Source organism: Paenalicyclobacillus macrosporangiidus (assembly GCF_900116805.1).
GTDB lineage: Bacteria > Bacillota > Bacilli > Alicyclobacillales > Alicyclobacillaceae > Alicyclobacillus_H > Alicyclobacillus_H macrosporangiidus.
Map to the genome: position 1 here is coordinate 104,700 of NZ_FPBV01000004.1, position 23,261 is coordinate 127,960.

The 23,261-nt window shown below is 61.3% G+C and carries 30 protein-coding genes; 11 read left to right on the forward strand and 19 right to left on the reverse strand.

The features are described 5' to 3' along the window. Positions 1–100 precede the first annotated feature (100 nt). The 3 genes from gap to clpP form a co-directional block, all read right to left on the reverse strand. A complete protein-coding gene (gene gap, locus BM357_RS05050) occupies positions 101–1,150 on the reverse strand; it encodes a type I glyceraldehyde-3-phosphate dehydrogenase (protein WP_074950271.1) in 1,050 nt (349 codons plus the stop codon). Positions 1,151–1,415: 265 nt separating this feature from the next. Then, complete coding sequence (locus BM357_RS05055) at positions 1,416–2,498, reverse strand: SAM-dependent methyltransferase (RefSeq protein ID WP_074950273.1); 1,083 nt, start codon at positions 2,496–2,498, stop codon at positions 1,416–1,418. After that, positions 2,464–3,054, reverse strand: coding sequence for an ATP-dependent Clp endopeptidase proteolytic subunit ClpP (clpP, locus tag BM357_RS05060; RefSeq protein WP_074950275.1), 591 nt, complete (start codon positions 3,052–3,054; stop codon positions 2,464–2,466). Before clpP ends, BM357_RS05055 begins: the two co-directional genes overlap by 35 nt. A gap of 169 nt (positions 3,055–3,223) precedes the next feature. Between clpP and BM357_RS05065 the strand changes: the two genes are divergently transcribed. After that, positions 3,224–3,697: a YgaP family membrane protein gene (locus tag BM357_RS05065; RefSeq protein ID WP_074950277.1), complete on the forward strand. Its 474-nt coding sequence runs from the start codon at positions 3,224–3,226 to the stop codon at positions 3,695–3,697. Positions 3,698–3,808: 111 nt separating this feature from the next. Here BM357_RS05065 and BM357_RS05070 read toward each other — a convergent pair whose 3' ends face one another. Next, positions 3,809–3,988 (reverse strand): hypothetical protein, encoded by a 180-nt coding sequence (locus BM357_RS05070; protein WP_074950279.1) that lies wholly within the window; start codon positions 3,986–3,988, stop codon positions 3,809–3,811. A gap of 69 nt (positions 3,989–4,057) precedes the next feature. Continuing rightward, on the reverse strand, positions 4,058–4,525 hold the full coding sequence (locus tag BM357_RS05075) for a cysteine hydrolase family protein (protein WP_074950473.1): 468 nt from the start codon (positions 4,523–4,525) through the stop codon (positions 4,058–4,060). Between the two features lie 327 nt (positions 4,526–4,852). On the opposite strand from BM357_RS05075, the gene BM357_RS05080 reads away from it, so the two are divergent. Further along, positions 4,853–5,335, forward strand: a complete 483-nt coding sequence (locus BM357_RS05080) for an IDEAL domain-containing protein (RefSeq protein ID WP_074950281.1) — start codon at positions 4,853–4,855, stop codon at positions 5,333–5,335. Between the two features lie 38 nt (positions 5,336–5,373). Beyond that, complete coding sequence (locus BM357_RS05085; RefSeq protein ID WP_074950283.1) at positions 5,374–5,643, forward strand: DUF3055 domain-containing protein; 270 nt, start codon at positions 5,374–5,376, stop codon at positions 5,641–5,643. A gap of 18 nt (positions 5,644–5,661) precedes the next feature. On the opposite strand, the gene BM357_RS05090 is transcribed toward BM357_RS05085, so the two are convergent. After that, entirely contained in the window at positions 5,662–6,126 is a 465-nt protein-coding gene (locus BM357_RS05090; RefSeq protein ID WP_139234569.1) for a hypothetical protein, read from the reverse strand. Between the two features lie 120 nt (positions 6,127–6,246). After that, positions 6,247–6,375, reverse strand: coding sequence for a hypothetical protein (locus BM357_RS20445; RefSeq protein WP_269320483.1), 129 nt, complete (start codon positions 6,373–6,375; stop codon positions 6,247–6,249). Between the two features lie 210 nt (positions 6,376–6,585). On the opposite strand from BM357_RS20445, the gene BM357_RS05095 reads away from it, so the two are divergent. The 4 genes from BM357_RS05095 (at position 6,586) to typA (ending at position 9,593) form a co-directional block, all read left to right on the forward strand. After that, the gene (locus tag BM357_RS05095; RefSeq protein WP_029420648.1) at positions 6,586–6,810 is read left to right on the forward strand and encodes a hypothetical protein; all 225 of its coding nucleotides are present in this window, start codon (positions 6,586–6,588) and stop codon (positions 6,808–6,810) included. Continuing rightward, positions 6,810–7,181, forward strand: coding sequence for a YlbF/YmcA family competence regulator (locus tag BM357_RS05100; RefSeq protein WP_051662929.1), 372 nt, complete (start codon positions 6,810–6,812; stop codon positions 7,179–7,181). The genes BM357_RS05095 and BM357_RS05100 overlap by 1 nt, the downstream gene beginning before the upstream one ends. Before the next feature lie 135 nt (positions 7,182–7,316). After that, a complete protein-coding gene (locus BM357_RS05105) occupies positions 7,317–7,631 on the forward strand; it encodes a DUF1292 domain-containing protein (RefSeq protein WP_029420650.1) in 315 nt (104 codons plus the stop codon). A 117-nt stretch (positions 7,632–7,748) separates the two neighbouring features. Continuing rightward, on the forward strand, positions 7,749–9,593 hold the full coding sequence (typA, locus tag BM357_RS05110) for a translational GTPase TypA (RefSeq protein WP_074950287.1): 1,845 nt from the start codon (positions 7,749–7,751) through the stop codon (positions 9,591–9,593). Here the strand turns inward: typA and BM357_RS19710 are convergent. The 4 genes from BM357_RS19710 to BM357_RS05125 all read right to left on the reverse strand — a co-directional run bounded on the left by BM357_RS19710 (position 9,582) and on the right by BM357_RS05125 (position 12,823). Then, positions 9,582–9,734, reverse strand: coding sequence for a hypothetical protein (locus BM357_RS19710; RefSeq protein WP_175511444.1), 153 nt, complete (start codon positions 9,732–9,734; stop codon positions 9,582–9,584). The genes typA and BM357_RS19710 overlap by 12 nt on opposite strands. 168 nt (positions 9,735–9,902) lie before the next feature. After that, positions 9,903–11,438, reverse strand: a complete 1,536-nt coding sequence (locus BM357_RS05115; RefSeq protein WP_074950289.1) for an MDR family MFS transporter — start codon at positions 11,436–11,438, stop codon at positions 9,903–9,905. Between the two features lie 98 nt (positions 11,439–11,536). Continuing rightward, positions 11,537–12,169, reverse strand: coding sequence for a TetR/AcrR family transcriptional regulator (locus tag BM357_RS05120; protein WP_175511445.1), 633 nt, complete (start codon positions 12,167–12,169; stop codon positions 11,537–11,539). Between the two features lie 126 nt (positions 12,170–12,295). Then, positions 12,296–12,823 carry a type 1 glutamine amidotransferase domain-containing protein gene (locus tag BM357_RS05125; protein ID WP_029420655.1) on the reverse strand — a complete coding sequence of 176 codons (528 nt, stop codon included), beginning with the start codon at positions 12,821–12,823 and terminating at the stop codon, positions 12,296–12,298. Positions 12,824–13,067: 244 nt separating this feature from the next. Here BM357_RS05125 and BM357_RS05130 point away from each other — a divergent pair, with 244 nt between their 5' ends. Next, entirely contained in the window at positions 13,068–13,397 is a 330-nt protein-coding gene (locus tag BM357_RS05130; protein ID WP_074950293.1) for a DUF6054 family protein, read from the forward strand. Between the two features lie 58 nt (positions 13,398–13,455). Here the strand turns inward: BM357_RS05130 and BM357_RS05135 are convergent, their stop codons facing one another. The 5 genes from BM357_RS05135 to BM357_RS19715 all read right to left on the reverse strand — a co-directional run bounded on the left by BM357_RS05135 (position 13,456) and on the right by BM357_RS19715 (position 16,305). After that, positions 13,456–13,941 carry a DinB family protein gene (locus BM357_RS05135; protein WP_074950295.1) on the reverse strand — a complete coding sequence of 162 codons (486 nt, stop codon included), beginning with the start codon at positions 13,939–13,941 and terminating at the stop codon, positions 13,456–13,458. A gap of 104 nt (positions 13,942–14,045) precedes the next feature. Beyond that, complete coding sequence (locus BM357_RS05140) at positions 14,046–14,666, reverse strand: DJ-1/PfpI family protein (protein ID WP_074950297.1); 621 nt, start codon at positions 14,664–14,666, stop codon at positions 14,046–14,048. Positions 14,667–14,749: 83 nt separating this feature from the next. Next, complete coding sequence (locus tag BM357_RS05145) at positions 14,750–15,292, reverse strand: DinB family protein (protein WP_245783848.1); 543 nt, start codon at positions 15,290–15,292, stop codon at positions 14,750–14,752. A gap of 96 nt (positions 15,293–15,388) precedes the next feature. Next, the gene (locus tag BM357_RS05150) at positions 15,389–15,772 is read right to left on the reverse strand and encodes a VOC family protein (protein WP_074950301.1); all 384 of its coding nucleotides are present in this window, start codon (positions 15,770–15,772) and stop codon (positions 15,389–15,391) included. 98 nt (positions 15,773–15,870) lie between these two features. After that, positions 15,871–16,305: a DUF2653 family protein gene (locus BM357_RS19715; RefSeq protein WP_029420661.1), complete on the reverse strand. Its 435-nt coding sequence runs from the start codon at positions 16,303–16,305 to the stop codon at positions 15,871–15,873. A gap of 994 nt (positions 16,306–17,299) precedes the next feature. Here BM357_RS19715 and BM357_RS19720 point away from each other — a divergent pair. Together BM357_RS19720 and BM357_RS05160 are read left to right on the forward strand one after the other, a co-directional pair. Then, positions 17,300–17,476 (forward strand): hypothetical protein, encoded by a 177-nt coding sequence (locus BM357_RS19720; RefSeq protein WP_156040026.1) that lies wholly within the window; start codon positions 17,300–17,302, stop codon positions 17,474–17,476. A gap of 164 nt (positions 17,477–17,640) precedes the next feature. After that, positions 17,641–18,105: a YbjN domain-containing protein gene (locus BM357_RS05160; protein WP_051662932.1), complete on the forward strand. Its 465-nt coding sequence runs from the start codon at positions 17,641–17,643 to the stop codon at positions 18,103–18,105. Between the two features lie 120 nt (positions 18,106–18,225). Here the strand turns inward: BM357_RS05160 and BM357_RS05165 are convergent, their stop codons facing one another. Both BM357_RS05165 and BM357_RS05170 read right to left on the reverse strand, forming a co-directional pair. After that, positions 18,226–18,777 carry a DJ-1/PfpI family protein gene (locus BM357_RS05165; protein WP_029420663.1) on the reverse strand — a complete coding sequence of 184 codons (552 nt, stop codon included), beginning with the start codon at positions 18,775–18,777 and terminating at the stop codon, positions 18,226–18,228. Positions 18,778–18,864: 87 nt separating this feature from the next. After that, the gene (locus BM357_RS05170; protein WP_074950303.1) at positions 18,865–20,037 is read right to left on the reverse strand and encodes a lactate 2-monooxygenase; all 1,173 of its coding nucleotides are present in this window, start codon (positions 20,035–20,037) and stop codon (positions 18,865–18,867) included. A gap of 178 nt (positions 20,038–20,215) precedes the next feature. On the opposite strand from BM357_RS05170, the gene scpC reads away from it, so the two are divergent. Further along, entirely contained in the window at positions 20,216–21,712 is a 1,497-nt protein-coding gene (scpC, locus tag BM357_RS05175; RefSeq protein ID WP_074950305.1) for a succinyl-CoA:acetate CoA-transferase ScpC, read from the forward strand. Positions 21,713–21,776: 64 nt separating this feature from the next. Here the strand turns inward: scpC and BM357_RS05180 are convergent, their stop codons facing one another. Further along, entirely contained in the window at positions 21,777–23,258 is a 1,482-nt protein-coding gene (locus BM357_RS05180; protein ID WP_074950307.1) for a DUF4179 domain-containing protein, read from the reverse strand. Positions 23,259–23,261 lie beyond the last annotated feature (3 nt).

The window sequence follows — 23,261 nt, forward strand, 5'->3', positions numbered from 1 at the left end:
CAGCACCGTTGCGCAGACGGCGTGGCACCGCCCGACCGGCGCACGCAGCGCGGCCAGCCGGACACGTGTAAAGGTGACAGGGCAAAGGCCTGTCGGCCCGTCAGCGATGGGTGAGAACCGAGTCGAGGCGAGACACCGGTGCACCGCCTATCACGAGCCGGGCGAGATCGACAATGCGGCAGGAGTAGCCCCACTCGTTGTCATACCAGGCCAGAACCTTGACCGTCGTGCCCTCCATCACCAGGGTGGACGGGCCGTCGACGATGGCCGAGCGGGAGTCGCCGTTGAAGTCCACGGATACCAACGGCTCCTCCGTATAACCGAGGAACGGGGCGAGTTCCGTCGTCGCCGCCCGGGCCAACGCTTGGTTGACCTCGTCCGCCGTGACAGGGCAGGCCAGTTCCGCCACCAGGTCGACGATGGACACGTTCGGGGTCGGCACCCGCAGGGCAATGCCGTTCAGCTTGCCCTGCAACTCCGGCATGACGAGTCCGATGGCCTTGGCCGCCCCCGTGCTGGTTGGAATGATGGATTCCGCGCAGGCACGCGCCCTGCGAAGGTCTTTGTGGGGATTGTCCAGGTTCTTCTGGTCATTGGTGTAGCTGTGCACCGTCGTCACCAGGCCGCGCCGGATCCCGAACGTCTCGTGCAGGACCTTCACCACCGGACCCAGGCAGTTGGTCGTGCACGAGGCCCCCGACACGATATGGTGCCGTTCCGGATCATAGGCGTCGTGATTGACCCCCATCACCACGGTGACGTCCGCGTCGGCCGCCGTTTTGGCAGGCGCCGTAATGATCACCTTGCGCGCCCCCTGCGACAGATGCACGCCGGCCGTCTCGCGGGTGCGGAACTTCCCGGTCGCCTCCACCACTACGTCCACGCCGAGGTCACCCCAGGGCAGTACGGACGGATCCCGCGTGGAGAACACACGCGTCTCCACATCGCCTGCCCGCCAGCCGTCCGCCGTAAACTCCACAGGCACATCCCACCGCCCATGGACTGAATCGTACTTCAGCAGGTGGGCCAACGTCTGTGCGTCCGCCGTACCGTTGACCGCCACCACGTCGATGCCGCCGGTCTCCACGGCCCGCCGGTACACCATTCTGCCGATACGGCCGAAGCCGTTGATGGCCATCCGAATCGTCATACCGCGCAACGCCCCTTCTTTGCGAATCCCTTGGAGTCTTCCCTCCTTATATTACACAAAGAAGAGGATATGTTCTATACTCGAAGGCCGTCTTTGTTGAGATTAGTATGTCACAATTCGACGCGGGGCGCTGGGCAAATCCATGTCCCGGTTCCCTCAATGTCCTGTATAGACATACCAGACCCCGAGCGCCAAGAACACCAGTCCCGCCACCAGACAGCCGATGGCCAGCCGCCTCAACAACGCGCTTCCCCTCACTTTTCCGTCACGCTTCGACCTCCAGCACCTGAAACCGCTCGCCCATCCCGCCCGGGAGGACGAGTTGCTTGAATTGCCCCGTCCAACGCGTAGCCTCCAGCCACCACGCGGCGGGCTTGACCCGCTCTTCCAGGACCTCGACCGCCCCCGCTTCCATGAGAAAACGCCCCTGATTCTGCAACCGCACCACCCGCAGCCCGGCGGCCTCCGCGCACGCCATCGCGGCTTCCCAATGGACGTCGGCCGTTATATCGCACCGGCCCGTGTCCGACAACGGATCGACCAGCTGGTGCGCCCGGTAGGCGCGTACGGTCCCGCGTGGCCGGAGGCCCGACGCCCACTCCTCGGACCGAATGCCGTAGTCGAAGAACAGTGCCCGCAAGGGGCGCCCCAACTGGGCTACGCGCGTGAAAAACGGCCTCAGGCCAAGGCATACCTCGGCCTCGGTCCCCGCGGGATTGGAGAGGTGTGCCGCCGCGAAAGCCGCCACGTCCGCATCGGCGGGACGCCAATCCAGAGACAGCCCATACCCGTCCCACACCACATCCGCCTGTTCCCATCGGTCTTCAGACACACGGCGGACGCGTTCCACAGGCAAGGCGTCCAGCACCTCGTTGGCGTAGGCGAACGTGGGCAGATCCTCGGCCGGCTGCCCCCATGTGAACACGACCCGCCCCTGATTGGCCACGAGGCGCTGTTGCTGACGCTGCATGAGGGCGTCAGACACGTCCACCAGCGTGTAGCGCACGTGCACCCCGTCGGGGAGACGGGCGGAGAGGGCGTTCGCCATGACCTCCGCCATCTCCCCCTGCCCGCCGCCCCACTCGACCACCTGCCACGCGGAGGGACGCCCGAACGACGCCCACGCCTCGGCAGCCACCCGCGCGAGGACGGCCGCGAACAGCGGCATTTGGGCGGCGGTGTAAAAATCTCCGCCCGCGCCGCCAATCCGCACCGCCCCGGTGTAATAACCGCCCTCCCCGTACAGCGCCAGTTCCATGTACCGTCCGAAGGACAGGCGACCCTGTCCCCGGAGGGCCCGCCACACCTCTGGCTCAGGCGCCGGCGGCCGGTGTGATGACCTGGTCAATGAGACCGTACTCCTTTGCTTGTTCCGCAGACATGAAGAAGTCGCGATCGGTGTCACGTTCCACGCGCTCCAACGGCTGTCCGGTGCGCTCGCTGAGGATCTGGTTCAAGCGCTGGCGGGTTTTGATAATGTGCTCCGCGTGGATGGCGATGTCGGTGGCCTGTCCGCGCGCACCCCCGAGGGGCTGGTGGATCATCACCTCGGAATTGGGCAGCGCGAAGCGTTTTCCCTTGGCACCGGCGGCCAACAGCACAGCCCCCATACTCGCCGCCAACCCCACGCAGATGGTGGACACGTCCGGCTTGATGTGCTGCATCGTGTCATAGATGGCCAGTCCCGCGGACACCGAGCCGCCAGGGCTGTTGATGTACATCTGAATGTCCTTGTCGGGATCCTCAGCCGCCAAAAACAGCAGCTGGGCGATGACCGCGTTCGCCACATCTGAATCGATGGGGCTGCCAAGGAAGATGATCCGGTCTTTCAGCAGGCGCGAATAGATGTCATACGCCCGCTCCCCCCGGCTGGTCTGTTCCACGACAATCGGTACCAGGCTCATGGTTAGACCTCCTCTTCCGCCCCGCATAGCGGGGACCTTGTTCCACAGAATGCCCGCTCCCAGTATGCCGCAACCCGCACCATTTGGTCAAGATTAGTCAAGGTCAAACATACATCTCCCGCACGGTGGGCACCCTACGCCCCAGATTGTGTAGAAGGAGGCAAGCCGCGTGCAAATCAAACCGAATCTCGGCGTTGTGGATCGATACATTCGCCTCGCCGGCGGGCTCGTCCTGTTGGCCAGCGCATCAGGCCGGCGAAAATGGTCTCTCTCCCGGTACGCGCTGGCGGGCATCGGAGCGATGAAGGTGGCCGAAGGGATCACCGGATGGTGCCCGCTCGTCCAGTTGGCGCAGGCCACCACCGAAGCCGTGGAAGGCGAGGCGGAGACCCGGCCGCGGCAGCGCGAGCATCGGGATGGCGCCAAGGATGCCGCGCACGGCGTGCATCGGCCGCCCGACCGCGAGGCGCCAAAAGCCCAGGAACGGCCCCATCAGGAGTGGGCAGATGACGCCGATCATACGGACCGCGAGCGGCGGCGTGGATCCGAGCGGGCTCACGACCAGCACCGCGGGATCGATCCCGCCGAAGCCCAAGCCCTTGAGGACATCGCCAAACATGGAATCCACGAAGCGTACCAGTGACGGCTGACGAAACGGGGGTCGCGCGGCATGGGCGCGAACCCCCGTCTCGTCGACCTCCGCATCGGTCTTCACCGCTTTGTGGCACCGCGCCCTGGCAGGCCATCCGGCTGTTCATACCACCCGAGACCGGCGGAACCTCACCCCGTACTTCCCGCGGCGGGTTTGGTACACCTGCACCTCTCCCGGGGCGACCGCGCCACGGATGCGCTCGTCGGCCTCAATCCACATCACGGCACAATACGCCTCGAATTTGGACTCGTACAGCCCGGCGAAGTACACCCAGTCCTCCATGGCACCGCCTCCCCGTGCGTAGTATGCGCGGGGAGGCCCGGAAGGTCTTCGGGCAAAAGTTGTATCGGGTCACACCCAGACCCGGTCTCCGCCAATGTTCAACACGTTTTCGCTTCCTATGATGTGACGGGCAATCATCATGGCTTCCCAGTTCCGGCCGTGGTATCCCGTCACCAGGCGCTCAAGGATCTTGACCTGGTACCCGGCGTCGACGAGGGAAAACATGGTGGCGAGCACCGCGCCTTCCGAATCCACGCCGGCGATGTGAACTTCATCGATGCCCGCGACCTCGAGGATCTTTTTCGTATCCTCCGTGTAGCCGGAATACGACCGCTTTTCCACCACATGGGCCTTCGGATGGGACAGAAGCAGGGTGTCCCGGCCCATCAGCTCGTCGTACACCCACCTCGTCAGGATGACGGCGGCGTACGCGTCCGCATGCTGGTTGATGTACCGCTGGCACAGCGGCGCTATGTAATCCAAGGTGTTGCGCAGAAAATCCTCCTGAACGTCCAGGACAATCAGACCCTTCGGCACACGGTTCACACCCTTCCATCGCTTTCCGTCCCCATCGTACCACGCGCCCCGCTCGCCGGTGAAGCCCGGGAGCGTCACATTTTACAGGATTATCACACGCAGTATACCACGTTTCCCTTCTGCACACACCCGGCACCTTCGGCGGACCGCACTTCTCCCCAAACGGGTGTTCTGATAAAATATAAGAACAGTACGATGAGACATCTCACCCCTGCGACCGCGGCCGCGCCGTCGGCCGGGCCAGCGGCATACCGTACATCACATCAATCCCGTTCGTTGCAGTGCTCCCGTTGCCAGGGCGCCATGGCTTGTTGAGGAGGGATGGACATGGTTGCAAGAGAAGAGTTGCTGTTGCTGAAAACCAAAATCCTCCCTGCCGGGGCAGACGCGATAGTGGACTTCCTGGCCTCCCGCCACCAGCAGATTGAGATGACGCACATCGTGCTGGAAAATGTGCCGCTGCTCATCATCGGGCGGCATGGGATGATTGCACGGATTCCGTCCGGGGGCGCGATGCACAAGATCAGCCAACCGAACGAGATCCTGGAGCATCTAAAGCAATACCTCAATAAACACGAGACGTTGTATCTGTTTATCAACCTGCCGGACCTGCCCCTGCCGCGCGAGGTCACGCAGGTGTTGGAGGAAGTGATCCGGCGCGACGCGCGCAAACTGGAACTGCGCCGAACCATCGACGAAGCGCTGGAAAAGCGGGACCGGGAATTGTTCTACAAGGCGAGCCGGGAGTTGAATGCGCTCCTGGCGGAGTCGTACGACTCCACGAACACGCACAACCGCGGCCTGTTTTGAGCACGCGGCCGCCTCATGTCACGGGAGGAGTCGAGCGCATGGCGGAAGGATTTTTGCTGTACGACGAGACCGAACAGACCAGCACCCGGTATCTCGGCTACGCTGGGGAACACGGCCGGTACGACGTGGCCATCATCAACACCGGCCATTTCTTTGGCAAGCGGCTGGTGATCTCCATTCAAAACGGGCGTAGCGCCATCCTGAACGATGAAGATGCGGCGAACATCCCGTACCTGATGCAGGCGTTCGACATCCGCAGCGAGGACGAGGCGGCCGAGTTCTCCGAGCTGTTGCTCGCCAACCTCTGACCCAAGGGCGCGACCCAATCACCGGTTCGCGCCCTGTACCTCGATAAAGTCATGGTGCTGCTCGGCGAATGCGCGGGCGGCCTCCTCGTATTCGTCCTCCTCCGGTACCTCCAGGCGCAAATCAGGCGCCTCCCCCTCCACGCGGAACAGCACCACCTCGGAACCGTGCCCCTCCACGGGATAGTAGGCGCCGTACGCCTGCTGCCCGGCGAGAAAATAGCTGCCCAGGACGTAGCGTCGCGGTGCCCCGCCGTCTTCCTGCACCTGCACGAAAAAGATGGATTGCACCGTGTCGAGCACCCGCTGCGTGAAGGTCTCCCCCGGGTAGTCCAGCACGAGGCCGTCCTCACGCTGTTCCCGAATGAGGAACAGGAATTTGGCGTCATCTCTGTTCCAGCTGAACAGCATCAGGTGCGCGTTTTCGAACAGAAACGCGTACTGTTTCGCCTTCGGAAAGGCGTACCGAGGATTCTCCCACTGCACTTTCGCCGCCCCCATCCATCGGTGCCGCACGGACCGTCCGGTCGCGGGGCTGCCTGCACCGAATGAGCCCCGTCCGATCACAGAAAAACAGCAGGGTTTCCCCTGCCGCCTCCTGTCCGTTTACGCCTCCGCGCGCTCAGACTCCTTGGCCAGCGCCCGGTCGAAATTCTCCTTGGTCTCGGACGCGCACGTCACCAACATCCAGATGACGCCCAAGGCCGCCACCGCCATGCCTAACAATCCGTGCACGAACCGCGCCCCCTTTCGCCGCCTAGACTCCCTCTTTAGCTTAAAAATGATTCAAGGCCCGGTCAAGGGTTCATACACCCGCTCACGCAGATTTTGCCACCGGCTTCCGTCTGGCAGACCGATGAGCGCCATCCAAGGCCCCTCTGTAGTATAATGATGCTGGGGACACCCACCATCCGCCTGTGCCGAGGATAAAAAGGAGTTGTACCCATGATCAACCGTACACGCAACGTGCGATATCTGTTGTTCACATTGGCATTTGCGCTGGTGCTTGTCGGTCTGCTGACGCATTCATACACCCTGTTGGCCATCCTCGCCATTGTGTCCATCGCCCTGGCGGTGATCGGAGACAAGATCGAGAATGAGCCATCCGAACCGTTCAAGCACCTGAACGAAAACCACCATCATTTCCACCACGGTGCCAGGAGATCGTGATGCTTGACCGAAACGAATTGTGGGCCCAGACGGAGGAACTGGCGGACCTCATCATGCAGGCGCCGGAAATCGCCCGGTATCAGGAAGCCGAGGCAAAGATGAAGTCGCATCCCACCGCCAGCCGGATGATCCAGGAGTTGAAGGACCTTCAGGAACAGGTCGCTGAGTTCCAGGCCCGGCAGGTTCCCCCGATGCACTACGTTCACCTGCTGCGGGAGACGGAATCCTTGCTAAACCGGCTGGAAAAAATACCGGAAGTGGCGGAGTTTCAACGGGCCCAGGCCGCGGTCAATGACCTCCTGCAGGCACTCACGCAGCGGCTGGCACGGGCTGTCCTGGAACGCGTGGCCGATGTCCAAGAGGGCGGCTGAGGGCCGGACTGTTAGGGCATCGGAGATGCCGTTCCGACGCGACGCACTACGTCTCAGCAGTATTTGACAATGTTGCCGCCGGCATGGTATGTTCGGTGGGTATGCTTCCCGTGATGGGGGAAAGAAGGTTCGGCAATGGCAGATCATGATCACACCCACGAGCATGAGCACGACCACGAATTCGAAGATGAAGTGATTGTGCTCGAAGACGAGGATGGCCAGGAACACCGCTTCATCCTTGGCGACGTGATCACCGTCGACGAACAAGACTACGCCATCCTGCTTCCCATCGACGACGACCTCGAAGAGGGCGTCATCTTCCGCATCGCCGGAGAAGACGGAGAGGACATGGTGCTGGAAGACATCGAGTCGGACGAGGAATGGCAGAAGGTCGTCGACGCCTACAATGAGTATATGGACGACCTGGACGACGAGGATGAAGAGGGCTGAAGCGTAGCCTGTGCGCGTTCCCGGGCCGACCTTCGCGGTTGGCCTGTTTTTTGTGTCCACCGTCGGGGGCGCCCCACGTGCCATCCCGCCGTACAGGTTCGCCTCAAGGAGGACTCCATGCACGCAACCGGTTCGTCCCTTCGCAACGTGGCCATCGTGGCGCACGTCGACCACGGCAAGACCAGCCTGGTCGACCAGTTGCTCCGGCAGTCCGGTCTGTTCCGGAGCAACGAACACATTGAAGAGCGCGCGCTCGACTACAACGACATCGAACGGGAGCGAGGCATCACCATCCTCGCCAAGACGACGTCCATCCCGTACGGATCGCACCGCATCAACATCGTCGACACCCCCGGGCACGCCGATTTCTCCGGCGAGGTGGAGCGCATTGTCAAGATGGTCGACGGCGTACTGCTGGTGGTCGACGCCTTTGAAGGGGTGATGCCGCAGACGCGGTTCGTCCTCTCGAAGGCATTGGAGGCCGGATTGGTCCCGCTCGTGGTCATCAACAAGATGGACCGCGAGAACGCACGCCCGGCGGAAGTGGTGGACGAGGTGTTGGACCTGTTCATCGATCTCGGCGCCACCGAAGCCCAGTGCGACTTCCCCGTGGTCTACACCTCAGCCCTGCGCGGGACGGCTTCCACCGACCCCAGTGAGCTCGGCACGGATATGCGGCCGCTGTTCGACGCCATCGTCTCCCATATCCCGGCTCCGGAAGGCGACCCGGAAGGCCCGCTGCAGATGCAGGTGACGATGCTCGATTACAACGAGTTCTTGGGCCGCATCGGCATCGGCCGGATTGCCCGCGGGCGGATCAAGGCCGGACAGCCCATCGCCGCGGTCAAGCGGGACGGGAGCGTGCAGCGCACCCGGGCGGCCAAGCTGTTCTCCTTCTCCGGACTCAAGCGCGTCGAGGTGGATGCCGCCAGCGCCGGGGACATCGTGGCCGTCGCCGGTGTGGAGGGGATCACGGTGGGCGAGACGATGTGCGATCCGAACGTGATCGAACCCCTCCCGCTTCTGGCCATCGACGAGCCGACGCTGCAGATGACGTTCATGGTCAACGATAGCCCCTTCGCAGGCCGTGACGGGCAGTTCGTCACCTCGCGCAAGCTGCGTGAGCGCCTGCTCGCCGAACTGGAGTCGGATGTGTCTCTGCGCGTCGAGGACACGGAGGATGCGGACGCCTGGCTCGTCTCGAGCCGCGGTGAGTTGCACCTTTCCATTCTCATCGAAACGATGCGGCGCGAGGGGTACGAACTGCAGGTGTCCAAACCGCACGTCATCGTCCGCAGAAACGAGCGCGGTGAACTGGAGGAGCCGATGGAACACTTGGTCGCAGATGTGCCGTCGGAGGCGGTCGGCAGCGTGATCGAATCTCTCGGACTTCGCAAAGGCAAGATGCTGAAGCTCGAGCCGAGTGTGTCCGGCGAGATGACGCGGCTCGAGTTCATCGTCCCGTCACGCGGCCTGATTGGATTTCGCAATGAGTTTCTCACGCTCACGCGTGGCTACGGCACAATGCACCACCGCTTCGACCACTACGGCGCATGGCGGGGCGACGTCGTCACCCGCCGCCAGGGTGTGCTGATTGCCAGCGAGACGGGTACCGCGACGGCCTACGCCATTCAGAACCTGGAGGACCGCGGGGTCCTGTTTGTCACCCCCGGCACCGAGGTGTACGAGGGCATGATTGTCGGCGAGCACAACCGCGAGAACGACCTGACGGTGAATATCGTCAAAGCCAAGCACGTGACCAACGTCCGTTCGTCCACGAAGGAAGAGACAGTGCGCCTGAAGGCCCCGCGCCTGCTCACGCTGGAACAAGCCATCTCCTATATCGAAGATGACGAGCTGTGCGAAGTCACTCCGCACCACATCCGCTTGCGCAAACGGGCACTGACCAAGTCGGAACGGGAAAAGTTGGCCAAGGCCGGCAAGAGCCCGTCATCCGGATGACGCGGCCGCAGCGCGCCAGTTGTTGGCATTGTTCAGGCTCATTCCGGCGGTCTGTCCGCCCTCCCCGCCGATCAGCGCGATCGCATCCGCCAACTGGAGCTTCAACTGGCACAGGCCATCGCCATGGATCCGCCAGACCATGAGGTGGAGCAGCGCGCGCTGATCGACGAGATTCGCCGAATCCGGGAGAAACTGGCGTCTTTAAAGGGGCAGGGTCGATGAGGATGTCTGCTGGATCAGCGAAACCACAGCATGGGCAGAAGGATGACGCGTTCGTAACTTCTGCCCACACCTCGTGGTGAGGATCTTTCAACCCGGTCCGGATGACGAACGCGTTTCGTGCGTCGAGGGTGACTCGTTCCTGAGGATGAGGGCAAGCACGACTCCGAGAGCACTCATACCCGCTACGAGCCAGATCACATCGTGAAACCCGGATGTCGCCGCATCCGCGAGGTGATGCTGTACGGAGACTGGAAACCTCGATCCATCGATCGGAGGGCTTTGGCGAACCAGACTGTCCGGAACAACCATGGACCCCAGCGCTTGCTGTATGCGCACGTGCTCACGCACCTGATACAACGTTACAATCAGAGCGATCCCGAGGGTGCCACAGATACGCTCCACAACGTTGAACAACGTGTTGCCGTCCGGTACCTTGGCCTCGGGCAGTGACTTGATGATGCCATTGAGGAGTGGTTGGATCACCAACCCGATGGCGAATCCGCGACCGCAAAGAATCAGCGCCATGAGCAAGGGGGGAGTGGTCGCCGTCACCGTCAGAAGTCCCACGGTGCTGAGCGTAAGGAGGACCATACCGAAAACGACGGTTCGACGCACGCCCCACCTGGACGGCAATCGATTGCCCAACACTGCGCCGATGCCGGTGATGAGTCCTTGCGGCAGCAGAGTCATTCCCGCCACCACTTCGGATCTGCCTTGAATCTCCTGCATGAACGCCGGCACCAGTAAGACAACTGCAAAGGTAACCACCGAGACGAGGGCTGCCAGCGTAAGTGCGAGAACCTGTTGCGGTTTCTGAAGGAGTGTCATGTCAATCATGGGATCCTCACGACGACTAGCCCATACCGCATAGGCAGCTATCAGCATGACTCCAACCGTCCAGTAAGGCCATACAGACGAGAAGAACCATCCGGACTGAGGCCCCTTTGAGGCGCCGTAAGACAGTCCTGCCAAACCGATAGAGAGCAAAATGAACCCGGGTGCATCGAAGTGTGCCTTACCGCTCTCCTGATGGGCGAACGTGCCAGGCAAACGCTGTATTCCCATGATCGCCAGGATGCCAACGGGAACATTGACCAAAAAGATCGTTGACCAGCCTGCAACATGGACGAGAACGCCGCCTAGAGAGGGCCCAACCGCAGGCGCCAGGAAAAGGATCAGTCCGGCGGCAGCCGACATCTGATTCCCTACTGACCCCTTGCCTAGGAGCATGTTCATGGCCAAGGGTACGAGCGGAGCACCAAAGACACCCTGTACCACGCGGGCACCAATCAGCGTCCATATACTCGGTGCAACTGCACAGAGCACGGATGACACCGTGAATCCTATCAAACTCAGCAGATAAATCTGCTTCGTGCCGAACCGTTTGGCCAAGTATGCTGTGCCGGTGAGCGCCATGCCCAATGCCAGTAAGTAAGCGCTCGCGACCCACTGAACGGTTGCCAGGGAGCTGTGCAGCGCCTTGGCCATGTCTGGCAGAGCCACGTTCACGACACTGCTATCCAGCATGGACATAAAGGGACCGGCTAACAACCCGATCTGCACCATGACGCCAAGGCGTTCGGTCTCGGCGACGTGGGTATCCGCAATTTGGGTCTGGTTCATCCCTCGATCTCCCTTCCATGATTGTCGAAGCTCATTATTGACTGACCATACAGTCGATATTTGGGCAAATGAAACATCGGCTCGTCACAGGACTCGCGTCACCTAGTCTGAGTAAACAGCCGTACCAGGCTGTCGGCAGTGGACACAGACGGCAGGGGCATTGCCATGGCCTTGGCAACGGCCAATCCTTGGATGCATGACCCCAACAGAAATGCCAAGTGTTCCGGATCTCCCTGGACAATCTCCCCGTCTTTTTGTCCGTCGGCGATGAATTGCGCGGCGATGGACCCGATCTCGGCGGCCAACGTCGAGACAACATGACGCGCCTCCTGAGGCACAGCGTCACTCACAAACGCCTGAAGAACCACCATGAACACGTGCGGCTGCTCGGACAAACCGACGACCACCTGTTCAATTAACCATCGCAGCCGCTCGGCGGCGCTCCCAGGCAACCCAAACGCGTGCTGGTAGAGGTGAATGGTCCCCCGTACGGCCCTGTCGACAAGGGTGTTGAATATCTCTTCTTTCCCGCCGAAGTAGTGGTAGATCAGGCCCTTGCTCACCCCCGCCGCAGAAGCGATGTCATCGACTCGCGTCCCGACAAACCCGTTCCGAGCGAATACTTTTGCTGCCGCCGCGAGAATTTGTTCCTTCCGCTCATCGCGAATCTGTTGGTTGACCTTCTCGGTGCGCGGGATAAGAACCACCTCTTTGACTGAACGATAAGTCAACGATAACACAATGCCAGCTGCAGATCAACAAATCATTGTGCCCAACCGCTTGAGCCGGACCAAGAACCGGGTTCCCGTATGGATACGGTAAAAGCCCCGGACCGCCGGGGCTTTCGGAATGTCGGGTCAAGCCTGCGTGACGGGCGCCCCCAGCTTGTTCAACGTTTCGCGGATAAACGCCGGTTCGTCCGCTGGCATCCGCGACGAAACGTAGTTGCCGTCGACCACCACTTCTTGATCGACGTAGTGGGCGCCTGCGTTGATCAAATCATCTTTTAATGGAGGATAGCATGTCAATGTCTTGCCCTTCGCAAGGCCTGCGCTGATCAAAATTTGCGGCCCATGGCAGATGGCCGCAATCAGTTTGCCCTGACTGTCCATGTCCTTGACAAACTGCTGTATTTGTTTGTTCAGACGCAGGTTTTCCGGTGACGATCCGCCCGGAATGACGACCGCGTCAAACTGATCCGCCTTCACTTCGTCGATGGAAGCGTCGGTCGTGTACGTCGCCTGTTTGTTCTTGCCTGTCAGTTGTTCACCTTTTTTCAGCCCGATGATAACCGTTTCGTGGCCCGCTCCTTTAATGGCTTCGTACGGTGCTTTCATCTCCGAGTCCTCGAATTCGTTGGCCAGCAGGAAAGCGACTCGCTTCATCTCTGCTTAGCTCCTTTCAACAGTGATGATGTGAGGCCCATGCTGTACAGTACCCGTTTTTGGATTCCCTCAAACACACAAGCGGCCACGATCAGACTGCCATTCGCACTCCATCCAGCACGCCGTCCTTTGCGCAACCTGCGCTCCACAGATCTTATCTCACGGTTCAATCGGTCCACAGTCGCACCCTGGCGTGGCTGTGAAATGATACACTGAAGAAAACGACGGGGAGGAAATCCGAACCATGAGTAAACTGAGCTTTCGTGTGAACCTGTCTCCAGGTGAAGCCTACAACAGGGTCCGTGAGGAGGAGGAAGCGGATCTGGTGCATGAGGAGTTCCATGACTTAGGGGATGGACGCGCGATTGGAACGTTGGTCTTCGAACGGTATTATTTCCGTACCAGTAACCGGGCGGCGCTCGTCGTCATCATCGACAACCTGAATGGGCAGACCGAGCTGCGCTCCATCGCGACAGGAAGTTCGGAAGGGCTGTTCTTCAAATTCGACTGGGGGGCCGCCAGCAGTTTTGCCAGCACGGTCGAACGCATTCTCAAAGACCACATCCAGGAATAGACTCTCCGAAACACACCGACGAATACAGTCTGGAGGTGCAGAAGTTCAGTGAGCCACCTCACAACACCAGGTCCGTGTCCGGAGGTATGTATCCGAGGTGCCTGGTTATGGTCACAATTTGGCCCTTGTGGTGAAATTCGTGCGTGATGGTGTGCGTCAACAGCCCCAGCGGAGTTGTCGTGAACGGCTCGGCCTGCCAGCGCACATGGTTCGACACGGGCTCAGTCCACCGCCCTTCAAACGTGCGGAGAAAATCGTGCACAAGCTCGTCTGCGCGTGCAAACCGATCCCGCACGGCACCGAGATCCGCCCGCGCAATTTCCTCCTCCGGGACGAACGCTGGTTCCGTGCGCAGCCGTGCAAACGCCCCGAGCCAATACAAATAGCAGTCAGCCACGTGGAAGTGCGTGCGCAGGATGCTGCCGTAGCCGAAATTGGGCAGCTCGGTCCGGAGATGATGAAGAGGAATGCCATCCAAGAACTGAAACAAGGACTGCCTGGTCTTCTGAATGAGATCGTATTGCTGTTCCAACAGGCTTTTCATCGCCGTCCTCCCCCCTACCAGAACCCATCTCATCCCGTCGGTCGACGCGTACAAGCGTCTCAGCACATCCCTGACGGCCTGTGAAATTCCTCATGCCCCCCCGTCTATGCACGGGCTTCTCCGCCGCGCTCCGGCTGCCAGTCGTACTCCATCCGGCGTGCGGCCGTCTGCGCGACCTCCACTCCGCAGATCTTGGCCACAATGTGCAGCGCCATGTCGATCCCGGCGGAAATCCCGCCCGAAGTGATGATGCGCCCTTCGTCCACATAGCGGACATCCCGGCGCACGGTGACGCCCGGAAACTCCCTGGCGAACCGGTCTAAGCTTGCCCAATGTGTGGTTGCCTTCTTTCCATTGAGCAGCCCGGCCTTGGCGAGCAGGAAAGCACCCGTACATACGGATGCCAGGATAGACACCCGAGCCTCCCGTCCTTTTATCCATTCGATCACGCTTGGATTGTGCACCTCCCGTTCACGCGCTCCCGGCCCCCCAGGAATCACCAAGACATCGAACTCTGGTGCATTCCCAAACCCATAATCCGTTTGAACCTTCAATCCGTTACGGGCATGGATGAGTTGTCCGTTTTCCGAAACCGTGCTCACAAGAAATGGTCGAACAGAGCCATTCGGCAACTGGCTGACCGAAAACACCTCAAACGGTCCGGCAAAGTCCAGCACTTCCACCTCATCGAAAAGAAGTATTCCTACGGTAACTGACCGATCCATTGAAGCCTCTCCCGCTACCTCAGATGCTTTACAAAGTTCATTGCGATTGTACCAGCCCCTGCCCGCATCGAGGACTTCGCCATCTACAATTCCGTTCCACCATTCTGTCGGCTGGGTCCGAGCTGTAAAAGATATATCACGTAATCTGTCGGAACACCAGAGAAACCCTGTTGCCGTAACATGGCCGTGATATTACCGCGGTGGTACGTTCCGTGGTTTACGACGTGTTGCACGATATCGCAGTAACGAACTCTCATTGACCCGAGAGAAGGGTGGGCATACAGTGAAAAGTCCTCCATGTCCTGCATCTCAAAAAACGCCCGATACCGTTCCTGTACCGCATCGAACATTGCACTCATCGATTCAAGGTCTTGATCTTCGATTTGCTCCTTCAGCAATTTCCGTGACGCCATGATTTCCTCAGTACTTACGCCGGACATGGCCAGTAACCAGACATTGTCCACCACATACATATGTGCGATGGTCTCGGCGATGGAAGAGAACACGCTTTGCACTTCCTTGCGAAACACTTCGACAGGCAATTGCCGTAAGTGCTCGAACGTCCTATCATTCGCCCATACATGGTACTCGTACAATTGGACGGATGGATGCGTCATTTCTCCCATGCCTCCTTGGCCACATTTCACGCTTGAACGGTGGCCCACCGCACTTTCACCAACTTTACGGCTCAACACAATGGATCTGTCGTCCCCCCCACCTTGTCAGTGGATGGGAACCTCGCTCTGGACGGCCAACGTGTTGCCTTCCGAGTCGCGGAAAAAAGCCATCCACACCGCCACGTTGCCGAGACGGCCCACTTCGTGAGGCGCACCGAGCAGTTCTACACCGCGGGACGTCAGGGTGCCGCTAGCCTCATGGATGTCTCGGACCTGGAAGTAGATGACGGACGACGGGTGATCGAACTCTGGGCGTTCCGGAACACTCAGGTAAAGACGCAGATCGCCGCACGCGAAGAACGCCATGTTCGGCCCCTGCCAGATCAAGGGCAGTTCCAACGTGTCACGGTAAAAGACGACCGCACGTTGGAGATCGTGGACGTTGACGGAGATTTGGCCTACCTTTTCGATGTTCAATTCAGATGGCATACTTGGTCCTCCTCTGGTCGGGACTCATCTCATCATCCCTCGTCTGGCACCATGCCGTTGTGCCCGCTGGGCCCGTGACGCGAGCTGAAATGCCCGTGTTACAAAATCTTCACGTTTGCTCCCACGCCCGTGCTCTCGTTGAACAACAAGTCCACCATGATTCGATCCGGTCGGACGTTTTCGCCCCTTGCCACCATCTCCGCGACGGCGTCGACCAAGTCTTGCTGTGTCAGATGAACCCCATGACGCCCCCAAATCCGTGCGTCGGCCGCGAACACCCCCGGGTCCCGTTCGAACTGTAAATCGACGGCTACCTGCTGCGGGGTACACCCCTCCCGGCGCGCGATGAACTCACAACACGCATCCACCACGTCCTGCTCGGTCAGATTGACGTATCGCGGATCGGACGTTCCTCCCGGATGTACGATGATGGGCTCGTCGTACCTGCGACGACGCCGGCCGAATGCCCGGAACAAGCGGACCAGAAGCCAGATGACGAAGCCCAGCAACAGGATGTCGACGATGGTGCCCACAATGGACGTACCAGGGCTATAGCCGGGTCCACCCCATCCGGGTCCAGCGTATCCCGGACCTGCCGGGTAATAGCCTCCGCCGAAGCCCCATCCAAATGGATGGAGCATGCTTCCAAGTACGAATCCGCCGAGGAACGACCCAAAGTGACCACCGTAGGAGCGCGCGCCACTCCCGGTGTACACGGGGTTCGAACCGGATCGACTGCTGTAGGAAGGCGCCGTATACCCGGAGTGGTACGTCCCTGAACCGGATGACGGTGTGCCCGACCCTGAGCTCGGTGGCGATGCAGTGCCGCTCGACGACGAGGACCCAGAATAGGACTTCGGTCCTGAACTGTACGATCCGCTCGACGCTGACTTGGAACCCAAACTGGTACTATAGGACGGCGACAGTGCGCTACTGGATGACCCACTGGATGGCGATGGTTTGTACCCGGAATAGGACCCGGCCGACGATCCGAAGGACGCATGGTACGAGGAACTCGAGCTGCCTCGAATTGAACTACCGCCAAGCCCTTGTGCCAGCGCGGCGGTTGGCGTGGCTGTGACCATCGCCAAGGATACGAGGAACACCAGGATGCTCTTTTTCACGAGCTATTCTCCTTAACATAAAAATTCAAATGACATCGTTTGCGCCCAACCATGCCGGACGACCTGCATGATCATCATATATGACGCGGCAGTTGGCGAAAAGTTACATCTGTAACCTAGACAACTGTACTCCAGCCTTCTTTGAGTTGCTCGTTCATCCACTCAACACCGGTCACGGAAGTCTCCCTTCGTCACATGTGATTCGGTCCTTCCACCCGTTTATCCTCCGACCGCTTGGCAATACTGTGGACAATATGACTTGTGCACATCGGACCGGAGGGAAAAAGATGTCTCGTGACAAAAGGAAAGAGCCGATGATAGATTTCCTCCTTCGTCATGACCCTGGCATTTGTGGACGCTGTGAGAGACTTCGTAGTAGAATGGAATCGAGGAGGCGACTCCAATGCTGAACCTGAACAAGGCGCGCAACAAGGAGACGTCCGGCGGAGCCAAAGCGTTGTCCGGCAGTGTCCTCGGCCGAGTGGTCCTGAAGGACGTGAACGTCAAGCCCGCAAAACGAGGCCGCCTGATGTTCATTCACACAGATCGAGGCACGAAGAAAATTCGTATCCCCGAGTAAGTCAGTACTTGGTACAACCGATGGACGTCGGCTGTTCCTCAATAATCGTTTGCCCAGTCCAATCCGTGGTATAGTGACTACGAATCCCGCTCATGCCCCGGCCGTAAGCCGCCGTGACGGATTCCTCGTATCACCCATTCATGCCCGTAAGGAGAGGGTTTCCCATGTCTTCTCTGTTGGACCAGGTCACCGCGGCGCTCAAAGAATTGGACTGGCCATACACCTTGCTCGATTCCGGAAGAGGCGTCCGGCTGGCATTGCAAACAGAACGGGGCGTGTTGGAGGGCGTCGTCACCCTTTATGACGATCGCAAATTCATCGTGTTCTCCTGTCGATCCCCGGTTCGAGCACCTGCGGAGAAACAGGCGGCCGTAGCGGATCTCCTCAACCGGCTCAACTATGCCCTGCTCATCGGAAATTTCGAAATGGACCCGCGCGATGGCGAGATCTATACCCGGACCAGCGTCGACGTGGAGTTCGTGGAGGTCAATTCGAAATTTATCAACAACCTGATCATGGCCGGGTTTCGCATCATGGACATGCACTTGCCTGTCCTGATGAACGTCCTGTTCGGCGACCTATCGCCAGAGGAAGCCATTGCCCGTGCGCAGGCCCAGTCCCAGAACTGACCTCCGCGCGGTGCGGGGAACATCCCCCCTGCAGCCCCTGCCGGCCAGGATGGTGCCAGACGAGAGCCGCCCACCCGCCCGGGACACCGGGCCGAGTGGGCGGCTCCATCATGTTCCCGATCATCGGTTCAACAGCTTCAGGAACTCGCGCATAAAACCGGGCAGATCGGGCCATGCATGCCCGGACACCAGGTTTCCATCGACGTGCAGCGTCTCCGTGATGTACTTGGCGCCCATGCCCTCCACCGAAGGCCTGCACGCGATATAGGCGGTCATCTCGCGACCCTGCAGCACGTCGCGGACGACCTCCAGCACCTGCGCTGCATGGCAGATGGCGCCAACGGGTTTGCCGGCCTCAAAGAAATGCCGGACGATCCGCGGTACGTCCGGATTCAACCGGATGTACTCCGGCGCGCGGCCGCCGGGGATGATGAGGCCGTCGTACGTCTCCGGCTTGACGTCCGCGAACGCCAGATTCGCGTCAATGAGGTAACCTGGCTTCTCCGTATAGGTGTCCCATCCTGTGAAATCGTGGACCACGGTGTTCAACTTCTTTACCGACGGGGCAGCGATATCCGCAGCAATGCCTTCTTCCAGCAGGCGATAATATGGGTAATAGATCTCGAGCGCTTCCACCGCGTCGCCGGCCAACAACAGCACCTTTTTCGCCACGGTCCTTCCCCCTCCCGTGTGCTTGGATGGCTTCCCGCCTACTATCTTATCCCAGTTTTCACCGGGTTGCAAATGCGGTGGTGCGGCTCACGGCTCCGCTCTCACGACACAAGACCGATCGATCTCGCCGGCGGACCGGTACCCGGCCAACGCCATCTGCAGGTCCAGCTCCGCCAGGCTGTGTGCGATCCACTGGCGCACGCCTGCTTCGCCACCCACGGCCAGCGCGTAGATGTACGGCCGTCCGACCAGCACCGCCCGGGCGCCGAGCGCAAGCGCCTTCACCACGTCGGCTGCACAGCGGATACCACTGTCCATGAGCAAGGTCTGATCCGGCCCGAGCGCTTCGCGTACCTCCACCAGGGCGTCGAGCGCCGCCACGCCGCCGTCCACCTGCCGGCCGCCGTGATTGGAGATGACCACCGCGTCGGCGCCGAGATCGAAGGCGCGACGGGCGTCCTCCGGATGCGTGATGCCCTTGACCAAAAGCGGCAGGCGCGTCTGCCGCCGGATGGAGGTCAGATGTTCCCATGTGAACGCGGGGTTGACATACACAGCCAAGAAGTGCTGAATGGCTGCGGCCATGTCCTCCTCCGGAGGACGGGCCAGACGGCTGCGAAATACCGGGTCGGTGAGATAGTTGGCGAGTCCTTGGCCTTGCAAGAACGGCAGGTAGGCGTTGGCCAGGTCGTGCTCGCGCCAGCCGAGCATGGTGGTGTCCACGGTCACCACCAACGCGCTGTACCCGGATTGTTCCGCGCGGGAGATCATGCTGGCGACGACCTCCGGATCGCGCCCCGGATACAGCTGGAACCACCGCGGAGCATCCCCCATCGCTTCCGCCACCCGTTCCATGGGAACCGAGGAGACGGTGCTCAGGACGAATGGCACACCGTGTGCGGCTGCCGCCCGGCCAACGGCCAACTCCGCGTCCGGATGCACAATCGACTGCACCCCGACCGGTGCCAGCAGAAAGGGTGCAGGAAGCCTCCGCCCGAACAGCTCGATGGTGAGATCGCGGTCCTCCACATTTCGCAGCATCCTCGACCGGATCCGCCACCGGTAAAACGCCTCCCGGTTGGCGCGCATGGTCGACTCCTGTCCCGCGCCGCCCTCCACGTACCACCACGGCCCGTCGGCCAGCCGTTCGCGCGCCCGCCTCGCCCACTCGTCCACGGAAATCGGCCAGTCGTATCGGCCGCCGGGCTCCAACGCCGTCGCATAGATCTTCAGTTGCGCATCCAGTCCGTGAGTGGTCAATCCCACCGCCTCCTCCCGATTCAATCAATTCCAATCTATCACATTCCTCACGCAGACGATCCAAAGCACATCTGGACCTCATCCACGCGGACCACCGCCATTGAGACGATTGGCGCATGTGCGTCCCACCGTCTCTCGGGTACAGTATGGGTGTGAAGCGATGGAGGAGGGTTAGGTCGTGTGGGAGGAACGCATTCGCCATGCGAAGCTGCGGGAGCGGGTGGTGAGCGCCGACGAGGCAGCCGCCTGCATCCAGGACGGGATGACCGTTGGCATCAGCGGTTTCACACGGGCTGGGGACGCCAAGGTGGTCCCCTCGGCACTGGCCGAGAGAGTCAAGAAGACGGGCGAGAAGCTGCGCATCAACCTGTGGACTGGCGCCTCGGTGGCGGAAGAGGTGGACCGCACCCTGGTGGAAGCGGGTCTGGTGGCGCGCCGAATGCCGTTTCAGTCAGATAAACGCATGAGAGAGGCCATCAACCAGGGTGACGTGATGTATGTGGATCAACACCTGAGCCTGACGGTGGAGATGATCCGCGAGGGCCAATTGGGAAACCTGGACGTGGCCGTTCTCGAAGCCATCGCGATCACCGAGGACGGTTGGCTGATTCCCTCCACTTCCGTGGGCAACTCACCTACGTACGCCATGACGGCCGACCGGGTGATCGTCGAGTTGAACACCCATCAACCCCTCGATCTCGAGGGCATGCACGACATCTACGTCCCCGGGCCGCGGCCGCACCGGGACCCCATCCCGTTGATTGAGGTGAGCGATCGCATCGGCACCCCGGCCATTCCGGTGGACCCCGACAAAATCGCGGGCATCGTCATCACCGATCGGGATGACCACTTCTCCGATCTCGCCCCGCCGGACGGAGACACGGAGCGGATCGCCGGCCACCTGATCGAATTTCTCGAGCACGAGGTCCGCTCCGGACGCCTGACGGAGACCCTGCGCCCGCTGCAGTCGGGCGTCGGCGCTGTCTCCAACGCCGTCCTGTACGGACTGCGCGAATCCCGCTTCCACGACCTGCAGATGTACTCGGAGGTCTTGCAGGACGCGGCGTTCGATCTCCTCGACACCGGGCGCCTGCGCTTCGCCTCCGGGTGCGCGATCACGCTCTCGCCCGGCCGCGCCCGGGACGTCTTGGCCCGCCTCGGCGATTACCGGGCGCACGTCGTCCTGCGCCCACAGGAGATCTCCAACCACCCGGGCATCATCCGGCGGCTCGGCGTGATCGCCATGAACACAGCGCTGGAGGCCGACATCTACGGCAACGTCAACTCGACCCATGTGCTCGGCACGCACATGATGAACGGCATCGGCGGATCCGGCGACTTCGCCCGCAACGCCTACCTGTCCATATTCGTCACCAAGTCGACCGCCAAAGGCGGCCGCATCTCGAGCATCGTGCCGATGGTCTCCCACGTGGACCACACCGAGCACGACGTGCAGATCATCGTCACAGAACAGGGGTTGGCCGACCTGCGCGGACTCGCCCCGCGCGAGCGGGCGCGCCTCATCATCGAGCGCTGCGCTCACCCGGACTACCGGGACGCCCTGCGCGAGTACTACGAAGCCGCACTCCGCCTGGGCGGCCACACCCCGCACGTGCTGGAACAGGCGTTGTCGTGGCATGTGCGATTGCGGGATACCGGGTCGATGCACCCATAGGGCAAAGAGAGACGGAAAGAATGATGAGGGTACGTGAACCGGGCGCGAATGGTGGGGCGCACCTTCACCGCCCCACCGGTGCGACCGGCACCTCCACGGCCAACCCCGCCACCGGCGGTTGCCACAACACGTCCAGCGAGATCGTCCGCTTCGGATCGGCCTTGGCGAACACCAGCTCCCAGCCCTGGCCCGCCGGATCGGCCTGTATGCTCTGGCGCGGGACCTCCCGGCCGCCCTCCCCTTGGGGAACAGGCACCGACTCCGAGAGCGAGAAATCGACCAGCCGCTGCCCGGCAGCCGACAGAGCGGAAGACGGTACGTTGGCCTTGACGTGCACCACCGTCTTGTCCGGCAAGAACTGCACCCGGTCGACGGACACCGGCAACGCGTCCGCGTCTCCCGCCACCGTGTGAGATCCGCCGGTCCCACCGCCTCCCCCCGCGGACGTGCCCGCCTGCCCTGCTATGGCCCCGGCCAACGTCCCTGAGTTCAAGCGGATGGATCCCTCGTTCCACCCGGTCGGTACCACGGTCAAGGTACGAACGCCCGCCGGAAGTTTGCCGACGGCCATGACGATCCGATACTTTGCCCGCCCCGCAGGGTCCTGGCCTGCGTCCATCCATCCGAGGATCTGGCGGCCAAGCAGATGGCCTTTGTCATCCACCACAAAAGCGCTGCGGATGCCGCCGATGTCGAACGCCATGCCCGCGTCCTGACGCACGCCCGGCGGAGCCGTCACGGTGGCGAAGATCAACGTCTCGTCCGGCGCCGCATCCACCTCGTCGACGTCGAAGGTCACCCCGCTCGCCTCGCTGCGCACGTTCGGATGGAGGACGCGCGTGGCCGCCGCCATCTTGGCGCGCGACACCGGGATGGAAAAGTCCCACGTGCCCGCCACGTCTCCGATGTGCCGGACGTGCACGTGCAAAGTGAATTGTTCCGGCAGGGTCCAGAACGGCTGTTCGTTCTGCATCGGTTCGAACACCACCCCGGCGTAGCGTCCGTCATCCGTCGGCTGAAACTCTCCGCCCGAAAAGCCGCGGATGGGGCGGCCGTCGACGTCGATTTGGATGTCCTGATCTCGGATCACCGGCTTGGCCGGAGCGTCGGGGCCGAAGGATTCCACGAGATCGAACTCGAACCGCACCGGATCGGCGTACACGTTGCCAATCGTCAGCGTGATCCCGTGGCTCGTTACGCTCTGGCCGACCTTCTGCCCGTAGCCCTGCAGCTCCGGCGTGCGCACATCCGGCGGACTGACGGAGGTCCCGAGCAGATTGAAATCCCGTCCCAAGTGCAGAAGCTGAGGCGCCGCAAAGCCGCACGCCAGGATGACGCCAGCGGCCGCCAGCCCCCCGACCGCCCAACGCCGGCGGCGGATGCCTCCCGGCGTTCGTGGCGCGCCTTCGCCTTTCTCGGCCTTTGAGATCACGCCGACACGCTCAACTGCCTGTGCCCGACGCATCACCGCCCGCTCGTCCAGGGCGAGCGTGTGCTGCCACACCCGCTCGCGGCTTCGCATCAACCGTTCCTCCAGCGCGTCCATCCG